Raw genomic sequence first — 15,793 nt, forward strand, 5'->3', positions numbered from 1 at the left:
CCCAATAATGTCCAAGAAAATTCACGTAACCGACACGATCCTGCGCGACGCCCACCAGTCCCTGCTGGCCACCCGCATGCGTACCGAAGACATGCTGCCGATCTGCGACAAGCTCGACAGGGTCGGCTACTGGTCGCTGGAAGTCTGGGGTGGCGCCACCTTCGACGCCTGCGTGCGCTTCCTCAAGGAAGACCCGTGGGAACGCCTGCGCAAGCTGCGCGCGGCGCTGCCCAACACCCGCCTGCAAATGCTGCTGCGCGGCCAGAACCTGCTGGGCTACCGCCACTACAGCGACGATGTGGTAAAGGCCTTCGTCGCCAAGGCAGCGGTCAACGGTATCGATGTGTTCCGTATCTTCGATGCCATGAACGATGTGCGTAACCTGCGCGTGGCCATTGAAGCGGTCAAGGCTGCCGGCAAGCACGCCCAAGGCACCATCGCCTACACCACCAGCCCGGTACATACCATCGAAGCCTTCGTGAAGCAGGCCAAGCAGATGGAAGCCATGGGTTGCGACTCGGTGGCGATCAAGGACATGGCCGGCCTGCTGACCCCGTTCGCCACCGGTGAACTGGTCAAGGCGCTGAAGGCTGAGCAGTCGCTGCCAGTATTCATCCACTCCCACGACACTGCCGGCCTGGCCGCAATGTGCCAGCTGAAGGCTGTGGAGAACGGCGCCGATCACATCGACACCGCCATCTCCAGCTTCGCCTGGGGCACCAGTCACCCGGGTACCGAGTCGATGGTTGCCGCGCTCAAGGGCAGCGAATTCGATACCGGCCTGGACCTGGAGCTGCTGCAGGAAATCGGTCTGTACTTCTATGCCGTGCGCAAGAAGTACCACCAGTTCGAAAGCGAGTTCACCGCCGTGGACACCCGCGTGCAGGTCAACCAGGTACCGGGCGGCATGATTTCCAACCTGGCCAACCAGCTCAAGGAGCAGGGCGCCCTCAACCGCATGAACGAAGTGCTGGCTGAGATCCCTCGCGTTCGTGAAGACCTCGGCTTCCCGCCGCTGGTGACCCCGACTTCGCAGATCGTCGGTACCCAGGCGTTCTTCAACGTGTTGGCCGGCGAGCGCTACAAGACCATCACCAATGAGGTGAAGCTGTACCTGCAAGGCGGTTACGGCAAGGCCCCGGGCGTGGTCAACGAGCAGCTGCGTCGTCAGGCGATCGGCAGTGAAGAAGTGATCGATGTGCGCCCCGCCGACCTGCTGAAGCCAGAAATGGCCAAGCTGCGTGCCGACATCGGCGCCCTGGCCCGTTGCGAAGAAGACGTGCTGACTTTCGCCATGTTCCCGGACATCGGCCGCAAGTTCCTCGAAGAGCGCGAAGCCGGCACCCTGACCCCGGAAGTCCTGCTGCCAATTCCTGAAGCGGGCGCAGTGGCGTCCCATAGCGGTGAAGGTGTACCGACCGAATTCGTCATCGACGTTCACGGCGAAACCTACCGCGTCGACATCACCGGTGTGGGCGTGAAGGCCGAAGGCAAGCGTCACTTCTACCTGTCGATCGACGGCATGCCGGAAGAAGTGGTGTTCGAGCCGCTCAACGAATTCGTCGGCGGTGGCGGCAGCAAGCGCAAGCAGGCCAGTGCCCCGGGCCATGTCAGCACCACCATGCCAGGCAACATCGTCGATGTGCTGGTCAAGGAAGGCGACATGGTCAAGACCGGCCAGGCCGTGTTGATCACCGAAGCCATGAAGATGGAGACTGAAGTGCAGGCGGGTATCGCCGGCAAGGTCGTGGCCATTCATGTAGCCAAGGGCGACCGTGTGACACCGGGCGAGATCCTGATCGAGATCGAAGGCTGAGATAAGCCCTCATCTACAAGCGGTTAACCTCTGGGGAGCGGATGCTCCCCTTTTTTTGCGTTGAATCTGCCGGCCTCTTCGCGGGCTTGCCCGCTCCCACAGGTACACCACCAGTCTCGAGACCTGTGGAAAACCTGTGGGAGCGGGCAAGCCCGCGAAGAGGCCGGTTGGTCCAGTGCAACTCTCAACCCTTGCGGCACGCCTCCAAGGTCTGCACCTGCCCCTCGGGCTTCTGGTTTTCCTCGCTCAACCACCGCTCGAACCCGGCAGCCACCGCTGGCCACTCATCATCGGTAATCGAATACCACGCCGTATCCCGATTGTGGTCCTTCACCACCAGATGCTTGCGGAACACCCCTTCGAATACAAAGCCAAACCGCTCCGCCGCGCGCTTGGAGCGGGCGTTGGCGTTGTTGCACTTCCACTCCAGCCGGCGGTTGCCCAGCTCGAAGCCCAGCTTGCCCAGCAGGTACACCGCCTCGGTGCCCTTGGGCGTACGCTGCATGGCGGCGCCAAAGGCGACGTGGCCGATTTCGATGCGGCCGTGGTCGGGTACGATCGACATCAGGCTGAGGATGCCCTGCGCCTGGCCGCTCGGGCGGTCGATCACGGTGTAGAACAGCGGGTCGCGGCCGGCGGCGTTGCCCTCCAGCCAACGGTTGAAGGCGGCACGTTCGGTGAACGGGCCATAGGGCAGGTAGTCCCACAGCACCGGGTCGGCAGCCGGACCTTGCAGCGCCTCCCAGAGATCGTCGCCATGGCGCGCCGGGTCGAGCTTTTCCAGGCGGGTGAAGCGGCCGTCGATGGGCTCTGCCTGGGGGACTGCGGCGGGTTTCCAGTTCAATGCGTCGGTCATGTTCGGCTTAGAACTCTTTGCGGAATTGAATGAAGCCCGAGCGCTCGGCAACCTGCTGGTACAGGCTGATGGCGGTGGCGTTGGTCTCGTGGGTCAGCCAGTGCACCTTGCTGCAGTTTTCGGCCTTGGCTGCAGTGTAGACATGCTCGATCAGCTGGCGGCCGATGCCCAGGCCACGCTGCGTGCTGTCCACGTACAGGTCCTGCAGGTAGCAGGCGTTACCGATACTCCAGTTGGTACGATGGTAAATGAAGTTGACCATACCCACGGCCTTGCCATCGACCCAAGCCAGTGCCGAATGAGTCGGTTCGTTCGGGTCGAGCAAGCGTTGCCAGGTGCTGAGGCTGACCCCTTCGGGCAATTCGGATTCATAGAAGTGCAGGTAGGCCTGCCACAGGGCGAGCCAGGCAGCATGGTCCTGGCTGGTGACGGAACGCAGGGTAACGCTGGACATGGGCTATTCCTTCAGAGTTGGCGCATGTGCGCCGCGAGTTGGTTATCCAGGTAGTCGGGGCTGGCGCGCAGGCCTTCACGCACGCCGGCAATGTCTTGCTCGGAGCGGTTCTGGCTGAGCTTGCGCGCGCCTTGCAGGCGGGCGATGGGCAGGCGAACACCGACGATGGCGCGGAGCATGCCATCGAGGTACTCACGCGGAGCGTCGGTGACTTTCCACGGTTCGTCGCGGCCTTGTTCGTGGCGCTCGGTCAGGCGACTGACAATTGCCAGCAATGGTTCTGCGTCGTGGATCACTTCCGCCGGGCCATAGGCGTGCACGGCCAGGTAGTTCCAGGTTGGCACCACCTTGGGGTTGTCGGCCTTGCTCGGATAGTAACCAGGGCTGACATAAGCATCGGCGCCGGGGAACACCAGCAGGGCTTCGCCACCATGCTCCAGGTCGTGCCACTGGCGGTTGGCTCGCGCCAGGTGGGCATAGACGGTGCCGAATTCGCCTTCGCCGGTATCGACCAGCACGGGCAGGTGCGTGGCCAGCAGGCCTTGTTCGCCCTGGCTTACCAGGATGGCCAGGCGGGTGTCGAGCATGTGCTGGTGCAGGTGCCCGAGGTCATGTTCCTGATGGGGTTTGCTGTTGTACATGCTCGGTTTCCTTGTGCGATGGCTTCATCCTAGGCAGGCTATTGGCTCATAGTAAGAGCCATTAACAGCTGTTTTGATAGGTCCAATGCCATGAGCGAGCGCCCCCTCGTGTTGCCTTTCGACCCTGCCGGGATCGCCCTTGATCGCCGCCGCGGGCTCAGCCAGCAGCTGTACCAGGCGCTACGTGCGCGGGTGCTGGATGGGCGCCTGAGCAGTGGCACGCGGCTACCCGCCACGCGTGATCTGGCCGCCATGCTGGCGCTGTCACGCAACAGCGTGGTGCGGGCCTATGACCAGCTATATGCCGAGGGCTACATCGAGAGCCGGGTAGGCGATGGCACCTATGTCAGCCAGCTGCCGAAACTCTCCAATGTAAAACTATCCACACAAGTATCCACAGGGTTATCCAGGGGCTTATCAACAGACTTATCCACATTTTCCCGGGAAAATACTGAGGATTTATCCAGCAAGCGGTGGTCCAGCGAGCCTTTGCAGCGCCTGAAAACTAACCATCTACCGCCCCCAAGAAGCGGTGCCCCGCGTGCATTTCGCGTCGGTATTCCGGCGTTCGACCTGTTCCCGTTCGACGTCTGGGCCAAGCTGCAGGCGGGTTTCTGGCGCAACCCGAATCCGGCGCAGCTGGGTTACGGTGACCCTGCAGGTGAGCCGCTGCTGCGTGAACTGATTGCAGCCTACCTGCGTCGCTCGCGTGGGCTGAGTTGTGCGGCTGAACAAATAGTGATCACCAGTGGTGCGCAGCAGGCCATCAGCCTTTGTGCACAGTTGCTATTGCAGCCGGGCGAAGGTGTGGCTGTGGAAAACCCGGGTTACCGCGCAGCCGGGCATGCCTTTGCGCTGGCCGGTGGCAGGTTGCATGGCGTACCGGTGGACGAGGACGGCATGGACTGTCGCCGGCTCGGGCAGCTGGCGGATTGCCGGCTGGCCTATGTCACGCCGGCCCACCAGTACCCGACCGGGGTGACGATGAGCCTGGCGCGACGCCTGGAGCTACTGGCCTGGGCCGAGCGCAGCGATGGCTGGATCATCGAAGACGACTATGACGGCGAGTACCGCTACAGCGGTGCGCCCTTGGCCCCGCTTGCGGCGCTCGACCAGCACGGGCGGGTGCTGTACGTCGGCACCTTCGGCAAGATCGCCTTTCCGGCATTGCGCCTGGGCTACCTGGTACTGCCGCCGCCGCAACTGGCGCAGGCGTTCAGCCAGGGCAGGGCGCTGGCGGTGCGGCATTCGGAGGTCAGTAGCCAGTGCGTGATGGCAGAGTTCATGGCCCGGGGGCATTTCCAGCGGCATATCCGGCGCATGCGCAAGGCGGCGTTGAGCAGGCGCAATGTGCTCAAGGCTGGTTGGCCTGTGGATATTCCGGGGTTGGGAGGCATGCCGGAGGTGGCGGCGGGGCTGCATGTGAAGGTTGATGTGGATAACTTTGCGCGGGAGCAGGAGCTGGTGGCCAAGGCGGAAGCGGTCGGCGTTGAGGTAACGCCGCTGAGTAATTTCTGGCTGGCGGACAGCGAGCAGCCTGTGGATAAGCGCGCGGGGCTGGTGCTGGGGTTTGCAGCGGTGCCGGAGGGGGAGATTGCCGAGGCGTTGATGCGCTTGCGCAAGGCTTGGAGAAAGTGAATGGGGCTGCAAAGCAGCCCCGGCTCTAAATCAGGTTCCGGACTTGATCCGCGTCCAGGCCCTGGTCCGCGCCCGCTCGGCATCCCGCGCCAGGGGCTTGAGGGTATACAGCTTGGCCATTGCCTCCGCCGTCGGATACAGGTTGGGGTTGTTGCGAATCGCCGGGCTCACCTTGTCGGTCGCGTCCTTGTTCGGGTTTGGGTACCCGACAAAGTCGCTGATCGGCGCAATCACCTCGGGCCGCAGCAGGTAGTTGATGAACGCGTGGGCATCTTCCGGGTTGGCCGCGTTCTTCGGAATCGCCAGCATGTCGAACCAGATCGGTGCACCTTCCTTGGGCAGGCGCATGTCCACCACCACGCCATTCTTCGCCTCGCGGGCCCGGTTGGCGGCCTGCGAGAAGCTGCCGCTGTAGCCCACTGCCACGCAGATATCGCCGTTGGCGATGTCAGCCATGTACTTCGAGGAGTGGAAGTAGGTGATGTGCGGGCGGATCTTCAGCATCAGCGCTTCGGCTTTCTTGTAATCAGCCGGTTTGTCACTATTGGGTGGCAAGCCCAGGTACTGCAGGGCCAGCGGCATGATTTCCGACGGCGAGTCGAGCAGGGCCACGCCGCATTGCTTGAGCTTGGCGATGTTCTCTTCCTTGAAGATCAGGTCCCAGCTGTCCACCGGGGCGTTGTCGCCGAGCGCAGCCTTGACCTTGGCCGGGTTGAAGCCGATCAGTACGGTGCCGTACATGTAGGGCACGGCAAATTTGTTACCGGGGTCGTTGGCCTCGATCAGCTTCATCAGCGCCGGGTCCAGGTGCTGCCAGTTCGGCAGCTTGTTGCGGTCCAGCGGCTGAAACACTCCCGCTTCGATCTGCTTGGCGAGGAACACGTTGGACGGTACTACCACGTCATACCCGGAGTTGCCGGTCAGCAGCTTGGCTTCCAGCGCCTCGTTGGTGTCGAAGATGTCGTAGACCAGCTTCACTCCGCTGTCTTTCTGGAACTCGGTGAGGGTTTGCGGGGTGATGTAGTCGAACCAGTTGTACACCCGCAGGGTGCGCTGTTCGGCCTGGGCCTGCAGGGCACCGGTTAACAAGGTGACGGCGATGAACGGGGCGAGCAGACGCTTGAGTCGGACCATTACCGGGCTCCTGGCTGGGCGTGCTGGAAGCCTTCCAGCACATTGACCGCGTTGATACCGATTTCTTCCACAGCGTAGCCGCCTTCCATCACAAACAGGGTCGGCTTGCCGAGCTGGGCAATGCGCTTGCCCATTTCCAGGTAGTCCGGGCTGTCCAGCTTGAACTGCGAGATCGGGTCGTCCTTGAAGGTGTCCACGCCCAGCGAGACCACCAGCACGTCGGCGTCATAGGCGGCGATGCGCTGGCAGGCGTCATCCAGGGCGGCGCTCCAGGCGGCCCAGTCGCTGCCGGCCGGCAGTGGGTAGTTGATGTTGCAGCCTTCACCGGCACCCTCGCCGGTTTCATCGGCATGGCCGAGGAAGAACGGGAACTCGTCGCGCGGGTCGCCATGGATCGAGGCGAAGAACACATCGTTGCGGTGGTAGAAGATGTCCTGGGTGCCGTTGCCGTGGTGGTAGTCGACGTCGAGGATGGCGACCTTGCGCCGGCCCTGGTCGAGGAAGGCCTGGGCGGCAATGGCGGCGTTGTTCAGGTAGCAATAGCCGCCCATGACTTCGCCAGCGGCGTGGTGCCCTGGCGGGCGGCACAGGGCAAAGGCCGAATGGGCGCCTTGCTGGATCGCCGCCTGGGCGGTAAGGGCGACCTGGGCGGCGCTGTAGGCAGCCTGCCAGGTTCCGGCGGTGATCGGTGCGCCAGCATCAAAGCTGTAGTAGCCCAGTTCGCCGTGCAGGCCGGTGGGTTTTACCTGGCGCAGGGTGCGTGCGGGCCAGGTGAACGGCAGCAAGTCGCCTTCCTGGCCCAGTGCGGCCCAGCGCGCCCAGGCGCCTTCGAAGAAGTCCAGGTAGCTGGCGCTGTGGATGCGCAGCAACGGTGCGCGCCCGAAGTCGGTGGGGCCCTGGATGTCGCCGAGGTTGCGCTTTTTTACCTGGTCGAGCACATGGTCGGCGCGTGACGGCATTTCGAAACAGGGCATCAGCTTGCCGTCGATCAGCTCGCAGCGGCCGTGGTGCAGGCGGTGGTCATCGGAATAGATCGTCAGCATTTTTGTTCTCCGGTGGGTACTGGCGTGGGCCCATTTTCATGGGTGGGCCAGTGAGGGAGAACGACGCAAGTGGCCAAAAGGGGATCGATGTGGCCAAGCTCTTTGGCTGGATTTGTTGGTGGCCTGTACTGGCCCTTTCGCGGGTGAACCCGCTCCCACAGGTACAGTGTTGCACCTGGGTGTGTGCAACCCCTGTGGGAGCGGGTTCACCCGCGAAAGGGCCGGTACAGGTCAACCGCGGAAGTGACTGGGCGCAACGCCACTCCAGCGCTGGAAGGCATGCCGGAAACTGGCGGTCTCGCTGAAACCCAGGGACTCGGCAATCCGATAGATCGGCATCTGCTCATCAGCCAGCAACTGCTTGGCCCGTTCGAACCTCAATTCATCCAGCAGCTGTTGATAACTGCTGCCCAACGCCTGCAAATGCCGGCGCAGGGTGCGCGATGAGCAGTTCATCTGCCGCGCCAGCCCTTCCAGCCCGGGCGCTGCATCCAGTTGTTGCGCCAGCAGTTGGCGAATCCGCCCCAGCCAGGCTTGGCGGCCTGTGAATTCAAGGTTCAGGCGCCGGCAGCGTTCGCTCATGGCCTTGTGGGTAATCGGGTCGGCCAGCGGCAGTGGCGTGTCCAGCCAGCGCCGTTCAAAGGCAAAGGCGTTGTCCTCGGCACTGAACCCGATCGGGCACTGGAAGGCACCGGCATAGAGGGCATGGTAGCCCGGGCGTGGGTGTTCGAAGCGGGCGCCCAGCAGGGGCAGCGGTCGGCCGAGCAGGTCGTCGCAGATGACTTTCAGCGATACCAGGCAGAACTCGGCATTGAAGGCGGTCAGCGTCGGGCTGTCGTGGTAGTCGCTGGCGCTGAACCAGACGCGTTGGCCGTCCTCCAGCAAACGCAGCTTGAAGACTGTTCCCAGCAGTGCCGGATACTGCAGCGCCAAGCGCAAGGCGTCACCCAAAGTGGCACTGGAGAGCAGGGCGTAACCGAGCATGCCGTAGCACGACACATGCATGCGCCGGCCCAGTTCCAGGCCGATATCCTCGCGCCGGGCAACGGCGTTGGCACACACCTGCAGTTCCTGCTGGGTGGTGATGCGTGCATCGGCGTGCCCCAGGTCCGCCGGGCCGATGCCGCTGCCGGCCAGTAGCGCCGACGCTTCGCAACCGTCTGCCTGGAATACGTTGAGGATCAGCGAAACCGCGTTGAGGGTGGTGAGGTGGCTGTGCAGCATGCTGGGTAATCCCGTCGGCCTGGGACGCATTATGGAGCAAGTTGTGTGCCGATGTTCGGGGGCCGCTCTGCGGCCCTATCGCGACACAAGGCCGCTCCCACATTGAGCGGTGAACGCAGGGCTCTTGTGGGAGCGGCCTTGCGTCGCGATGGGCTGCAACGCAGCCCCAAAATCTTGCAGGCAAAAAAAAGGCCCGAAGCATAGGCTCGGGCCTTGGAAAGGTTGAGAGGTGTCTAGTCCCTCGACCTGGTGAGACTGTTTACAGCGGCCTGGTTACGCCTTCAGCGGAACCAGACGGGGAGCGATCATGTTTTCCGGACGCAGGATGTCGTCGAGCATCGCGTCGTCCAGCAGCTTCTCTTCGCGCACCAGTTCCAGTACGCCGCGGCCGGTTTCCAGGGCAACGCGGGCGATACGGGTGGCGTTTTCGTAGCCGATGTATGGGTTCAGGGCGGTGACCAGGCCGATCGAGTGCTCGACCAGTTCACGGCAGCGCTGTTCGTTGGCGGTGATGCCGACGATGCAGTGTTCGCGCAGCATGTCCATGGCACGTTGCAGCAGGCGGATCGAGTCGAAGATCTTGTAGGCGATCAGCGGCTCCATCACGTTCAGCTGCAGCTGGCCACCTTCGGCGGCGACGGTCAGGGCCAGGTCGTTGCCCATGATGGCGAAGGCCACTTGGTTGACGGCTTCAGGGATAACCGGGTTGACCTTGCCTGGCATGATCGAGCTGCCTGGCTGACGCGCTGGCAGGTTGATCTCGTTGATGCCGGTGCGCGGGCCGCTGGACAGCAGGCGCAGGTCGTTGCAGATCTTCGACAGTTTGACTGCGGTACGCTTGAGCATGCCGGAGAACAGTACGAAGGCGCCCATGTCGGAGGTCGCTTCGATCAGGTCGGCAGCCGGTACCAGCGGCTGGCCGCTGATGGTAGCCAGACGCTGTACGGCCAAGGCCTGGTAGCCAGGGTCGGCGTTGATGCCGGTGCCAATGGCGGTACCGCCCAGGTTGATTTCGGTCAGCAGTTCCGGGGCCAGCGAGCGCAGGCGCTGCAGGTCTTCGGTCATGGTGGTGGCGAAAGCGCGGAATTCCTGGCCCAGGGTCATCGGTACGGCGTCCTGCAGCTGGGTACGGCCCATCTTCAGTACGTGATCGAACTCTTTGCCCTTGGCAGCGAAGGCCTGGATCAGGCTGTCGAGGCTGGCCAGCAGGGCGTCGTGGCCCAGCAGCAGGCCCAGACGGATGGCTGTCGGGTAGGCGTCGTTGGTCGACTGCGCCATGTTCACGTCGTTGTTCGGGTGCAGGTACTGGTACTCACCCTTCTGGTGGCCCATGGCCTCCAGCGCGACGTTGGCGATGACTTCGTTGGCGTTCATGTTGGTAGAGGTACCAGCACCGCCCTGGATCATGTCCACCACGAACTGGTCGTGGTAATCGCCTTTGATCAGGCGGGCACAGGCTGCAGTGATGGCAGCGTGCTTGGCATCGCTCAGGTGACCCAGCTCACGGTTGGCGTCGGCAGCAGCCTGCTTGACCATGGCCAGGGCCACGACCAGCTTCGGGTAGTGCGACAGCGGAACACCGGAGAGGTGGAAGTTGTTGGCAGCGCGCAGGGTCTGGATGCCGTAGTAGGCATCTGCAGGAACTTCAAGGGTACCCAACAAATCTTTTTCGACGCGGAACGATGCAGCGGAGGACATGATGTATATCATCTCGAATTTGACCCGGCACATGCCGGAATGGCGCCAATCCTAGGCCTGAAGGTGATTTTGCGGCCAATGCTGTTGCACGCTAACCTATGCACAAACGGCATAGTGTTTCATGTGACGCCAATTGACATTCGAGCGTGTTCCATTTTGGTGCACGCCGGGAGATGTGCTTCGTGAACCTTGAAAGCAAATGGCTGGAAGACTTCAGCGCGCTGGCAGCAACCCGCAGTTTTTCCCAGGCGGCAGAGCGGCGTTTCGTGACTCAACCTGCCTTCAGCAGGCGTATTCGCAGCCTTGAAGCAGCCTTGGGTCTGCAGTTGGTGAATCGTTCCCGCACGCCAATAGAACTGACTGAAGCCGGCCAGCTTTTTCTTGTCACGGCACGTACCGTTGTCGACCAGTTGAGCGAAATTCTCCGCCATTTGCATCATCTGGAAGGCGGGCAGGGCGAAGTGGTGCAGGTGGCTGCGGCACACTCCCTGGCGTCGGGCTTTTTCCCGCGTTGGGTGGCCCAGTTGCGCAACGATGGGTTGAACATCGCCACCCGTCTGGTTGCGACCAACGTCGGCGATGCCGTGCATGCATTACGCGAAGGAGGCTGCGACCTGATGCTGGCCTTCTATGACCCGGATGCCGCCCTGCAGATGGATGCTGAAATCTTCCCGTCGCTGCACATGGGTACCACCGAAATGTTGCCTGTGTGCGCTGTGGATGCGGAAGGCAAGCCATTGTTCGACCTGGAGGGCGAGGGCAGCGTGCCGCTGCTGGCCTATACCGCCGGAGCCTTCCTTGGCCGTTCGGTGAACTTGCTGCTGCGCCAGCGCAACCTGCGCTATACCACTGTCTATGAAACCGCCATGGCAGACAGCCTCAAGAGCATGGCGCTGGAAGGCATGGGCATCGCCTGGGTACCGCGCCTGTCGATGCGTGGCGAACTGGAACGGGGCGAACTGGCGATCTGCGGCGGCAGCCAGTGGCACGTGCCACTGGAAATCCGCCTGTATCGTTGCGCCCTGGTGCGCAAGGCCAATGTAAGGCTGTTGTGGCGCAAGCTCGAGGGGGCGGCGATGGTTGACCCAAAAGTCAGTCAAAGCCCCGAAAAATAAGGGGCGACAGTTGGTCGCCGGGGTGCCTTAAACGCACCACCTTACGGTATACTGCGCGGCCTTTCGACCGGATGCGTCCGGTCCTGATCAGCAAACAAGCCACGCCGGTCGTCCCGCGTGGCTTGTTGTTTTTTGACGCGCCCAAGGGCGCACAAGCGAAGAGGCTCGACGATGAGTGCACTGGTTGGCGTGATCATGGGCTCCAAGTCCGATTGGTCCACCCTTAGCCACACCGCCGATATGCTGGAAAAACTCGGCATTCCCTACGAAGTGAAGGTGGTTTCCGCCCACCGCACCCCGGATCTGCTGTTCCAGTATGCCGAAGAGGCTGAGGGTCGTGGCATCGAGGTGATCATCGCCGGTGCAGGTGGCGCAGCCCACCTGCCAGGTATGTGCGCTGCCAAGACCCACCTGCCGGTGCTGGGCGTGCCCGTGCAATCGTCGATGCTGTCGGGTGTCGATTCGCTGCTGTCGATCGTGCAGATGCCAGCCGGTGTGCCGGTAGCCACCCTGGCCATCGGCCGTGCCGGTGCGGTCAACGCTGCGCTGCTGTCGGCCAGTATTCTCGGCGCCAAGTACCCGCAGTACCACGCGGCGCTCAAGCAGTTCCGCACGGAGCAGACCGACACCGTGCTGGACAACCCAGACCCGCGCCAGGCTTGAGGCTCAACCCATGAAGATCGGTGTAATCGGTGGCGGCCAGCTGGGCCGCATGCTGGCCCTGGCGGGTACCCCGCTGGGCATGAACTTCGCTTTCCTCGACCCGGCGCCGGACGCCTGCGCCGCGCCGCTGGGCGAGCACCTGCGTGCCGACTACGGCGACCAGGACCACCTGCGCCAGCTGGCCGACGAAGTCGACCTGGTCACCTTCGAGTTCGAAAGCGTCCCGGCCGAGACCGTCGCCTTCCTCTCGCAGTTCGTGCCGGTGTACCCCAGCGCCGAAGCGCTGCGCATCGCCCGTGACCGCCTGTTCGAAAAGAGCATGTTCCGCGACCTGGGTATCCCCACCCCGGCCTTCGCCGACATTCTCTCGCAGTCCGACCTGGACGCCGCGGTGGCCAGCATCGGCCTGCCGGCCGTGCTGAAAACCCGCACACTGGGTTACGACGGCAAGGGCCAGAAGGTGCTGCGCACGCCTGAGGACGTGGTCGGTACCTTTGCCGAGTTGGGCAGCGTGCCGTGCCTGCTGGAAGGCTTCGTGCCGTTCACCGGCGAAGTGTCGTTGGTGGCCGTACGTGCCCGTGATGGCGAAACCCGCTTCTACCCCTTGGTGCACAACACCCACGAAAGCGGCATCCTGCGCCTGTCGGTCGCCAGCCAGGCGCACCCGCTGCAGGCTCTGGCTGAAGACTACGTGGGCCGCGTGCTCAAGCAACTGGACTATGTGGGCGTGATGGCCTTCGAGTTCTTCGAAGTCGACGGCGGCCTCAAGGCCAACGAAATCGCCCCGCGTGTACACAACTCCGGGCACTGGACCATTGAAGGCGCCGAGTGCAGCCAGTTCGAGAACCACCTGCGCGCCATCGCCGGCCTGCCGCTGGGCTCGACCGCCAAGGTTGGCGAGAGCGCGATGCTCAACTTCATCGGTGAAGTGCCGGCGGTGGACAAGGTGGTTGCCATCGGTGACTGCCATCTGCACCACTACGGCAAGGCCTTCAAGGTTGGTCGCAAGGTTGGTCACGCCACCCTGCGCTGCCACGACATGGCCACCCTCGAGCGCAAGATTGCCGAAGTAGATGCCCTGATCGGCAACTGATCGAACTTCTACCAGCGGCTTGCCCTCTGAAATGGCAACGAGCCAAAGCGCTGTCTAGGCTTTGGCTTGTTCCATCATCACTGCAGAGGGATTGCCATGGGTATCATTGGAACCATCTTCATCGGCCTTATCGTCGGCCTGCTGGCCCGCTTCATCAAGCCGGGCGACGACAGCATGGGCTGGATCATGACCATCCTGCTGGGTATTGCCGGCTCCCTGCTGGCCACCTACGGCGGCCAGGCGCTGGGCATCTATCAGGCCGGAGAGGCCGCGGGCTTCTTTGGCGCGCTGGTGGGGGCAGTCGTCCTCCTGGTGATCTACGGATTCATCAAGAAACGCTGAATATTGGTTAGAATGCCCGGCAATTCATTCGAGTTGCCGAGCATTTTCATGCGTGCCTTTTTCCTCGCCTCACTGCTGTTGGTCAGTACCCTGGCTCATGCCGAACTGCCTGAAACCGACTGGCTGGAGCTGATGCCAAAGTCGGACCAGCAGGCACTCGAGCAAATGCCTGAAATCGACCACAACTCCCCGGAAGCCATGGGCACCTTTACCGACAAGGGCGGCCTGAAGCAGAGCAAGGGCCTGCCGGCGGTGATGTACTCGACCAAGACTGTGGCTGCCATGAACGGCAAGGATATTCGCCTGGGCGGCTACCCGGTGCCCCTGGAGAGCGACGCCAAGGGCAACAGCACGCTGTTTTTCCTGGTGCCTTACCCAGGAGCGTGCATCCATGTGCCGCCACCACCACCGAACCAGTTGGTGCTGGTGCGCTACCCGAAAGGCCTGAAGATCGATGATATCTACACACCGCTTTGGGTCAGCGGCAAGCTGAAGGTGGAAAAGGTCAGCAACGACCTGGCCGATGCGGCCTATGCGCTGGATGCGGGGAAGGTGAGGGTGGTGGAGGACGCAGACCTCTGATTGCCTGTACCGGCCCTTTCGCGGGTAAACCCGCTCCCACAGGTCGTCACAAACCTTGAATATCGTGGAGACCCTGTGGGAGCGGGTTTACCCGCGAAGGGGCCCGAACAGATACTGCAAAACTCAGATCATTTCACAGCCAATCCTGACCTCCAGCGAACTGCTGGCCCCAGGTTTCAACTCCACCAGGTCATCCCACACATTCGCCGTCTCGATGCACAGCATCCGCTGCCACCCATCATCGGCCATGTCCGGTAGTTCTCTGGCCCGTTCGGTCCAAGGGTTCCAGATCACCGCCGAACGTGACCCGCTGCTGGTCAGGGTAATCCGCCGCTTCCAGTGCGGGTCGACAATGCTCAGCGTTGGCGGGGTGCCGAGGTAGATCCGATCTGTTTCCCCGGCGAACTCGAGCGCCCCTTGCTGCTGACGCTGCTCCCAGTCAGCCAGGGTCTCGATATAGCTCAGCCCCTCGACCCCTTCGACCCGCGCCTGGCGCACATCACTGACCGCGAAGTAGCTGTGCAGGGCCTGGCTGATGGTGACGGGGGTATTGCCCATATTGCGGCTGGTCAGGTTCAGGTTCAGTTCTTCACCCAGCTTGATCACCAGCTTCAGCTCTACGTCATGCGGCCAGCCGGGAAGCTCACCCTGCGCTTCGGGCAGCTTGAATTCGATCTGCAGGGTTGTGCCCGTTTCCTCGATACCCAGCAATTGCCAGTCGCGCGCCCGCGCCAGGCCATGCGCGGGTGCCTGTTCGCCGTGGTACATGGCCTGCACGGCCTGGGGGTTGCGCTGCAGGTTGCCGAACCACGGCCAGCACACCGGCACACCGGCGCGTACCGACTTGCCCTGACGGAAGATGGCCTGGTCGCTCAGCCACAGCAGCGGTGGCTGGCCAACGCGCTGGTAGCTGAGGATCTGCGCGCCCTGCTGGGCGACCAGTAGTTCGGCGTGGTCGTTGCTGATACGCCAGCAGCTGAGTTCGCCATGTTGCTCGGTTACGACCTGGTAGGTAGCCATTGCATTCATCTCATTGATTGCCAGTGGGCCTTGGACCCGGGCACATGCAATGAGTTTACCGCCGGCGTGGCTCAGCGACGAGGTACGGAGCGGGTGCGGCCACTGCCGTCGATGGCGACGAAAACGAAGACGGCTTCGGTGACCTTGCGCCATTCGCTGGACAGCGGGTCGTCACTCCACACTTCGACCATCATCTGGATCGAGCTGCGGCCGATTTCCAGAGTCTGGGTATAGAACGACAGTTGAGCGCCGACGGCGACCGGGACCAGAAAGGCCATGCGGTCGATGGCCACGGTGGCCACGCGGCCGCCGGCGACGCGGCTGGCCATGGCGGTACCGGCCAGGTCCATCTGGGCGACCAGCCAGCCGCCGAAGATGTCGCCAAACCCGTTGGTCTCGCGCGGCAGTGCTGTGATCTGCAAGGCCAGGTCACCTTGCGGGATAGGATCTTCTTGTTCGAGCTCAATCATGCGA

At 62.8% G+C, this 15,793-nt stretch carries 16 protein-coding genes; 7 read left to right on the forward strand and 9 right to left on the reverse strand.

All coding sequences use genetic code 11. From position 1 onward, the window contains the following. Positions 1 to 7 precede the first annotated feature (7 nt). The gene (gene oadA, locus J5M58_RS01670; RefSeq protein WP_112249455.1) at positions 8 to 1,816 is read left to right on the forward strand and encodes a sodium-extruding oxaloacetate decarboxylase subunit alpha; all 1,809 of its coding nucleotides are present in this window, start codon (positions 8 to 10) and stop codon (positions 1,814 to 1,816) included. Positions 1,817 to 2,000: 184 nt separating this feature from the next. Here the strand turns inward: oadA and J5M58_RS01675 are convergent, their stop codons facing one another. The 3 genes from J5M58_RS01675 to J5M58_RS01685 are packed head-to-tail and all read right to left on the reverse strand — an operon-like array spanning position 2,001 to position 3,767. Further along, positions 2,001 to 2,672 carry a GNAT family N-acetyltransferase gene (locus J5M58_RS01675; RefSeq protein WP_207876992.1) on the reverse strand — a complete coding sequence of 224 codons (672 nt, stop codon included), beginning with the start codon at positions 2,670 to 2,672 and terminating at the stop codon, positions 2,001 to 2,003. Between the two features lie 7 nt (positions 2,673 to 2,679). Further along, positions 2,680 to 3,126: a GNAT family N-acetyltransferase gene (locus tag J5M58_RS01680; protein ID WP_112249453.1), complete on the reverse strand. Its 447-nt coding sequence runs from the start codon at positions 3,124 to 3,126 to the stop codon at positions 2,680 to 2,682. Between the two features lie 11 nt (positions 3,127 to 3,137). Continuing rightward, the gene (locus J5M58_RS01685; RefSeq protein WP_112249452.1) at positions 3,138 to 3,767 is read right to left on the reverse strand and encodes an FMN-binding negative transcriptional regulator; all 630 of its coding nucleotides are present in this window, start codon (positions 3,765 to 3,767) and stop codon (positions 3,138 to 3,140) included. A gap of 90 nt (positions 3,768 to 3,857) precedes the next feature. On the opposite strand from J5M58_RS01685, the gene J5M58_RS01690 reads away from it, so the two are divergent. Beyond that, positions 3,858 to 5,405 carry a PLP-dependent aminotransferase family protein gene (locus J5M58_RS01690; RefSeq protein ID WP_112249451.1) on the forward strand — a complete coding sequence of 516 codons (1,548 nt, stop codon included), beginning with the start codon at positions 3,858 to 3,860 and terminating at the stop codon, positions 5,403 to 5,405. A 30-nt stretch (positions 5,406 to 5,435) separates the two neighbouring features. Here the strand turns inward: J5M58_RS01690 and J5M58_RS01695 are convergent, their stop codons facing one another. The 4 genes from J5M58_RS01695 to aspA all read right to left on the reverse strand — a co-directional run bounded on the left by J5M58_RS01695 (position 5,436) and on the right by aspA (position 10,504). Further along, positions 5,436 to 6,539, reverse strand: coding sequence for a polyamine ABC transporter substrate-binding protein (locus J5M58_RS01695; RefSeq protein WP_112249450.1), 1,104 nt, complete (start codon positions 6,537 to 6,539; stop codon positions 5,436 to 5,438). Further along, positions 6,539 to 7,582: a histone deacetylase family protein gene (locus J5M58_RS01700; protein ID WP_207876993.1), complete on the reverse strand. Its 1,044-nt coding sequence runs from the start codon at positions 7,580 to 7,582 to the stop codon at positions 6,539 to 6,541. The genes J5M58_RS01695 and J5M58_RS01700 overlap by 1 nt, the downstream gene beginning before the upstream one ends. A 231-nt stretch (positions 7,583 to 7,813) precedes the next feature. Next, positions 7,814 to 8,806, reverse strand: coding sequence for an AraC family transcriptional regulator (locus J5M58_RS01705; RefSeq protein ID WP_112249447.1), 993 nt, complete (start codon positions 8,804 to 8,806; stop codon positions 7,814 to 7,816). A gap of 273 nt (positions 8,807 to 9,079) precedes the next feature. Beyond that, positions 9,080 to 10,504: an aspartate ammonia-lyase gene (aspA, locus tag J5M58_RS01710; protein ID WP_112249494.1), complete on the reverse strand. Its 1,425-nt coding sequence runs from the start codon at positions 10,502 to 10,504 to the stop codon at positions 9,080 to 9,082. Positions 10,505 to 10,686: 182 nt separating this feature from the next. Between aspA and J5M58_RS01715 the strand changes: the two genes are divergently transcribed. From J5M58_RS01715 to J5M58_RS01735, 5 genes are all read left to right on the forward strand, one after another. Next, positions 10,687 to 11,619, forward strand: coding sequence for a LysR substrate-binding domain-containing protein (locus J5M58_RS01715; RefSeq protein ID WP_075046777.1), 933 nt, complete (start codon positions 10,687 to 10,689; stop codon positions 11,617 to 11,619). 171 nt (positions 11,620 to 11,790) lie between these two features. Continuing rightward, complete coding sequence (gene purE, locus J5M58_RS01720) at positions 11,791 to 12,282, forward strand: 5-(carboxyamino)imidazole ribonucleotide mutase (RefSeq protein WP_003253304.1); 492 nt, start codon at positions 11,791 to 11,793, stop codon at positions 12,280 to 12,282. A 10-nt stretch (positions 12,283 to 12,292) separates the two neighbouring features. Then, positions 12,293 to 13,375, forward strand: coding sequence for a 5-(carboxyamino)imidazole ribonucleotide synthase (locus J5M58_RS01725; RefSeq protein WP_112249446.1), 1,083 nt, complete (start codon positions 12,293 to 12,295; stop codon positions 13,373 to 13,375). Positions 13,376 to 13,471: 96 nt separating this feature from the next. Beyond that, positions 13,472 to 13,717 carry a GlsB/YeaQ/YmgE family stress response membrane protein gene (locus tag J5M58_RS01730; protein ID WP_112249445.1) on the forward strand — a complete coding sequence of 82 codons (246 nt, stop codon included), beginning with the start codon at positions 13,472 to 13,474 and terminating at the stop codon, positions 13,715 to 13,717. A 12-nt stretch (positions 13,718 to 13,729) separates the two neighbouring features. Continuing rightward, positions 13,730 to 14,299 carry a DUF3299 domain-containing protein gene (locus tag J5M58_RS01735; RefSeq protein WP_181457287.1) on the forward strand — a complete coding sequence of 190 codons (570 nt, stop codon included), beginning with the start codon at positions 13,730 to 13,732 and terminating at the stop codon, positions 14,297 to 14,299. Positions 14,300 to 14,422: 123 nt separating this feature from the next. Here J5M58_RS01735 and J5M58_RS01740 read toward each other — a convergent pair whose 3' ends face one another. Continuing rightward, positions 14,423 to 15,319 carry a D-hexose-6-phosphate mutarotase gene (locus tag J5M58_RS01740; protein ID WP_207876995.1) on the reverse strand — a complete coding sequence of 299 codons (897 nt, stop codon included), beginning with the start codon at positions 15,317 to 15,319 and terminating at the stop codon, positions 14,423 to 14,425. 71 nt (positions 15,320 to 15,390) lie between these two features. Beyond that, positions 15,391 to 15,789, reverse strand: a complete 399-nt coding sequence (locus J5M58_RS01745) for an acyl-CoA thioesterase (RefSeq protein WP_003253317.1) — start codon at positions 15,787 to 15,789, stop codon at positions 15,391 to 15,393. Positions 15,790 to 15,793 lie beyond the last annotated feature (4 nt).

It is taken from the genome of Pseudomonas sp. 32_A, from assembly GCF_017490905.1.
GTDB lineage: Bacteria > Pseudomonadota > Gammaproteobacteria > Pseudomonadales > Pseudomonadaceae > Aquipseudomonas > Aquipseudomonas inefficax.

What these genes read in the sequence shown, in the direction of transcription:
- oadA (WP_112249455.1), top strand. Translation starts at nt 8, where the DNA reads ATGTCCAAGAAAATTCACGTAACCGACACGATCCTGCGCGACGCCCAC.
- J5M58_RS01675 (WP_207876992.1), bottom strand. Translation starts at nt 2,672, where the DNA reads ATGACCGACGCATTGAACTGGAAACCCGCCGCAGTCCCCCAGGCAGAG.
- J5M58_RS01680 (WP_112249453.1), bottom strand. Translation starts at nt 3,126, where the DNA reads ATGTCCAGCGTTACCCTGCGTTCCGTCACCAGCCAGGACCATGCTGCC.
- J5M58_RS01685 (WP_112249452.1), bottom strand. Translation starts at nt 3,767, where the DNA reads ATGTACAACAGCAAACCCCATCAGGAACATGACCTCGGGCACCTGCAC.
- J5M58_RS01690 (WP_112249451.1), top strand. Translation starts at nt 3,858, where the DNA reads ATGAGCGAGCGCCCCCTCGTGTTGCCTTTCGACCCTGCCGGGATCGCC.
- J5M58_RS01695 (WP_112249450.1), bottom strand. Translation starts at nt 6,539, where the DNA reads ATGGTCCGACTCAAGCGTCTGCTCGCCCCGTTCATCGCCGTCACCTTG.
- J5M58_RS01700 (WP_207876993.1), bottom strand. Translation starts at nt 7,582, where the DNA reads ATGCTGACGATCTATTCCGATGACCACCGCCTGCACCACGGCCGCTGC.
- J5M58_RS01705 (WP_112249447.1), bottom strand. Translation starts at nt 8,806, where the DNA reads ATGCTGCACAGCCACCTCACCACCCTCAACGCGGTTTCGCTGATCCTC.
- aspA (WP_112249494.1), bottom strand. Translation starts at nt 10,504, where the DNA reads ATGTCCTCCGCTGCATCGTTCCGCGTCGAAAAAGATTTGTTGGGTACC.
- purE (WP_003253304.1), top strand. Translation starts at nt 11,791, where the DNA reads ATGAGTGCACTGGTTGGCGTGATCATGGGCTCCAAGTCCGATTGGTCC.
- J5M58_RS01725 (WP_112249446.1), top strand. Translation starts at nt 12,293, where the DNA reads ATGAAGATCGGTGTAATCGGTGGCGGCCAGCTGGGCCGCATGCTGGCC.
- J5M58_RS01730 (WP_112249445.1), top strand. Translation starts at nt 13,472, where the DNA reads ATGGGTATCATTGGAACCATCTTCATCGGCCTTATCGTCGGCCTGCTG.
- J5M58_RS01735 (WP_181457287.1), top strand. Translation starts at nt 13,730, where the DNA reads ATGCCCGGCAATTCATTCGAGTTGCCGAGCATTTTCATGCGTGCCTTT.
- J5M58_RS01740 (WP_207876995.1), bottom strand. Translation starts at nt 15,319, where the DNA reads ATGGCTACCTACCAGGTCGTAACCGAGCAACATGGCGAACTCAGCTGC.
- J5M58_RS01745 (WP_003253317.1), bottom strand. Translation starts at nt 15,789, where the DNA reads ATGATTGAGCTCGAACAAGAAGATCCTATCCCGCAAGGTGACCTGGCC.